Annotated in this window: 5 protein-coding genes and 1 tRNA gene; all 6 read right to left on the bottom strand. The window is 32.2% G+C overall.

The features are described 5' to 3' along the window. Positions 1 to 221: 221 nt before the first annotated feature. Positions 222 to 1,592: a UDP-N-acetylmuramoyl-L-alanine--D-glutamate ligase gene (gene murD, locus EDD71_RS14970; protein ID WP_133629515.1), complete on the bottom strand. Its 1,371-nt coding sequence runs from the start codon at positions 1,590 to 1,592 to the stop codon at positions 222 to 224. Between the two features lies 1 nt (position 1,593). Continuing rightward, positions 1,594 to 2,187: a uracil-DNA glycosylase gene (locus EDD71_RS14965; RefSeq protein ID WP_133629513.1), complete on the bottom strand. Its 594-nt coding sequence runs from the start codon at positions 2,185 to 2,187 to the stop codon at positions 1,594 to 1,596. A gap of 48 nt (positions 2,188 to 2,235) precedes the next feature. Further along, positions 2,236 to 2,592 carry an ArsR/SmtB family transcription factor gene (locus EDD71_RS14960; RefSeq protein WP_133629512.1) on the bottom strand — a complete coding sequence of 119 codons (357 nt, stop codon included), beginning with the start codon at positions 2,590 to 2,592 and terminating at the stop codon, positions 2,236 to 2,238. A 230-nt stretch (positions 2,593 to 2,822) separates the two neighbouring features. Then, positions 2,823 to 3,374: a uracil-DNA glycosylase gene (locus tag EDD71_RS14955; protein WP_207669365.1), complete on the bottom strand. Its 552-nt coding sequence runs from the start codon at positions 3,372 to 3,374 to the stop codon at positions 2,823 to 2,825. Between the two features lie 160 nt (positions 3,375 to 3,534). Beyond that, entirely contained in the window at positions 3,535 to 3,660 is a 126-nt protein-coding gene (locus EDD71_RS15980) for a hypothetical protein (RefSeq protein WP_279233037.1), read from the bottom strand. Positions 3,661 to 4,140: 480 nt separating this feature from the next. After that, a tRNA-Ala gene (locus EDD71_RS14950) sits at positions 4,141 to 4,216 on the bottom strand. Positions 4,217 to 4,234 lie beyond the last annotated feature (18 nt).

Here is a 4,234-nt window from a genome sequence, read left to right as displayed (position 1 = left end):
AATTAAGATGGGCTTAAGGTTAAGTATGGTTTACACTAACCCTATTCTACATGATTTTTTCACGGGGTGTTGCATTTAATATTGCAATTTAAGGTCATTTTTCATTTTTCTTTTCAAGAATATTTTATTTAATATCATATGAATGAAACCATAAATAAAAGAGCTGTCCTTTTATAAACAGCTCAAACATAACCTGAATATATCCTGCGTAAAATATATATTTATTTTATATTCATTACTATATCTTTGAACCTGTTTCCTCTTTCCTCGAAGTTTTTAAACATATCAAAGCTTGCACAGGCAGGAGACAAAGTTATTATATCTCCAGTTTCTGCCATGTTGTATGCTCCATATATAGCATCTTCAAAGGAATCCGCTTCTATTATAGGCAAGTTTATATTTTTTTTCCTCATTTCCCTTTCAAAGGCTTCCCTAATTTTTTTCTTTGTATTTCCCATAAGAACAAGAACCTTTATCCTTTCAACACCTTCACTTGCAAGCTCATCAAAGGGTATCTTCTTATCATATCCACCAGCAATAAGTATCACCTTCTGCTTAAAGGATTTAAGCCCTGCAATTGTCCTGGTTGGGCTTGACGCAATGGAGTCATTATAAAACTTCACTCCCTTTACCTCACGTACAAATTCTATTCTATGCTCAACTCCCGTAAAGTTTAAAACAACCTTTCTCATGCTTTCAATAGAAGCATATCCATACACTGCAGCAAAGGCAGTAAGTAGATTTTCTATGTTATGCATTCCTGGAAGCTTAACTTCATCTATGCTGCAAATCCTATTACCATCTACAATAAGGTCCTCCCCCTTCAAATGTGAAAATGCCCCTTCATCATTTATACTGAACATCCTTACACTGCCTTTTGCTTCCTTCCTCAAAGAGTAAGTTATGTAGTTATCCCTGTTTAGGACAACAATTCCATCCTTGTTCTGATGAAGAAATATATTCTTCTTTGAATTTATATATTCGTCCATGTCCTTATGAACATCAAGATGGTTTGGGCTTAAATTTGTAATTACAGACACTAGCGGTGAATATCTGCAGTCCATAAGCTGAAAGCTTGAAAGTTCAACTACTACATAGTCATCTTCCTTGATTTCATCAAGTCTATCAAACAGAGGTGTTCCTATGTTTCCTCCAACGTAGACATTTTTCCCGTCTTCTTTAAGTATTTCAGCTATTAAAGTTGTCGTTGTTGTTTTTCCATCACTTCCTGTAACTCCAAACACCTTAGCTCTGCAATATTTTAAAAACTCCTGAATTTCAGATGTAATATAGGCACCTTTCTTCTCTGCCCTTTGCAAAAACTCATTATCTGGCCTGAGTGAAGGCGTTCTGAATACAACATCACATTCTTCAACACTCTCAAGATAATTCTGCCCCAGTGAGAGCTTAACTCCTAGTCTTTGAAGCTCATATTCAAACTCTCCCAAATCACTCTTTTTATCACATGCGATAACCTTTGCACCAAGTTTTATAAGTTTTTTTATAAGTGGTCTATTGCTTACCCCAATACCTACAACTGCCACCTTTTTATCTTTTATAAAACTTTTAAATTCATCAAAGTTATGGTTCAATTTAAGCTCCTCCAATTCCATGTTCATTTATATACTCTTTTAATTTATATACATCCTCTATATATGTGTCATAAAGCGACCTATTATATATTATACTAGCAGGATGATACAATGGAAAAAGAACAAAGCCATTTAATTCAATGGTTTTTCCATGATAATCCCCGATTTTTGCATTATTATCCTTTAATATAGCTCTAAGAGGTATATTCCCCAGGGTTACTACTACAGAAGGTTTAATTATGTTTATTTGTTTGTCAAGTACGTTTGTTGATGCATCTATTTCCCTTTTATTTGGCGGCCTGTTTGATTTTTTTCCTGTTGCAGGGTTTATTTTATAGGGCCTTATTTTTACTACATTGGTTATATATATATCCTCTCTTTTTATATTAAGTATACTTAAAAATTCATCTAAATTTTTACCCGCAGCCCCTACAAAGGGTTTTCCCATCTGTTCTTCCTTTTCACCAGGAGCCTCTCCAATAAGCATTATTTCAGCATCTTCATTCCCATCTCCAAAAACTACTTTGGAATCGCTTTTTAATACATCCTTTGCTATTTCTTCATAGATTTTATAAAGTTCCTCCAGTGTATCCATACTACTCTTACCGATACATATAAATGCACGGTTTTTTACCTCCTTTATTTAGTCATGTTTTATGTGTTCAATGCCCTGATTGAATAAAGTTACAACATGCTGATCATTCAGTGAATAAAAAACTATCTTTCCTTCCTTTCTATATTTTACAAGCCTCAAATTTCTAAGAATCCTCAATTGATGTGATACTGCCGACTGAGACATTCTTATAAGATTGGCTATATCGCATACACATAATTCCTTTAAACTTAAAGCATATAGTATTTTTATTCTTGTAGGATCACCAAGGGCTTTAAATACATTGGATAGTTTAATTATTTCATTCTCATCTATCATTTTATTCCTAATCAATTCAATATTGTCTTCATGAATTATATTTTCCTCGCATATAAAACAATCCTTCATTATATCACCACTTATAATTTGTTATTTCAACTACCTTAATTGTATAACAAAAGCAATATAACAGAAAGTGTGATATCAGCCCATATAAAAAAGGCGAACATATTTGTTTACCTTTCCCCTTAACAATATATTTTAAAATCCAGAGTTTTTACATTAATTCTTAATCAACCATATGAATAATTTTGGTGATCTTCATCATAGTAATGTTTAAATATTATCATAAAAGTTCATTATACATTGTTAATCATTTCCCTGATCTTCTTAAAGTCTTCCCATGCATATCTTTTCTTACTCTCATCTCTTAACAGCGCAGATGGATGAAAGGTAGGTAAAATATAAAAATTCCCTTTTTTATACCACTTTCCTCTATCCCTTGTAATCTTTATATTCCTGTCTATTATGTATTTTGAAGCAGTCGCTCCAAGACATATAAGTATTTTGGGCCTTATTATGGCCACTTGCTTTCTAAGATAAACAATACATTTTTCTGCCTCATCTTCAAAGGGAACCCTATTGTTTGGCGGCCTGCATTTAACTATATTTGCAATATAAACTTCTTCTCTTTTTAAACCAATAGCTTCAATCATCTTTGTTAAAAGCTTTCCTGCCCTCCCAACAAAAGGCCTTCCTGTTCTATCCTCCTCTTCACCGGGCCCCTCACCTATAAACATTATTTTTGCATTGACATTTCCTTCTCCAAACACAGTATTTGTTCTATTTCGGCAGAGACCACATCTTTTACAGGATAAAACATAATTATTTAATTCATCTAGTTTATTCACTATTTCACCTTCTAATTGATCATTGTTTAAAATATATTTAAACTGGGGTGAATTATATGTTGATAGCTTTTGCAGTAGCATTTTCAATTTTATCTATTATTATATCATACAAATTTAGAACAGATAATGACTCGTTTTTTATACCAAAAATCCTGGGCTTCTACACTCTATCTATAACTTCCGTTACATTAAACTCATCATATCCAATTCCCATCGGCTTTTTAATAGCATATATTCTCGCAGATAGCAGCCACTCCAATAAAAAGTCAAAAAAAATATCTGCCATCTTAGGACTTACTGATTACGTAATATGTGTTATAGCATACTATTTATTTTGAATAATATTATATATAATAAACATATTTTGTAATACTATATATAACATATTGCAATTATTTAAAACTATATATTATACTTAAAATATAATAATTTATACGAATAAAGCTATATTATATAACATATGTCCATGATGAAACCCTACTAACTAATGGAGCCAGCAAAAATCTGGCTCTCTTTTTTGCTTTCATATATTTCAAAGATCTGCTTCATCCTATGTGACAAGAATTTCTTTACTAAGCGTATGATGAATTAAATATATTTTCCGATTTTATTTCAATGAGCTTTTTAGAGTAGGATGATGAATTAATTTATAAATTTGAAAAGTGTATATCGGATATTAAGGTAAAGAAGACTCGATAGTAAAGGTTATACTTGATAAATGGATTTTAGCAAAAAATAAAAAAATCGACATAAGTCGATTTTTATTTGGTGGAGATGAGGAGATTCGAACTCCTGACCCCCTGCTTGCAAGGCAGGTGCTCTCCCAACTGAGCTACACCCCCATATATGAGATGTCAGAA

This window comes from Fonticella tunisiensis (assembly GCF_004364155.1).
Taxonomy (GTDB): domain Bacteria; phylum Bacillota; class Clostridia; order Clostridiales; family Caloramatoraceae; genus Fonticella; species Fonticella tunisiensis.
Note: the sequence above shows the minus strand (reverse complement) of the source record. Positions and strands in the feature narration are given on the sequence as shown.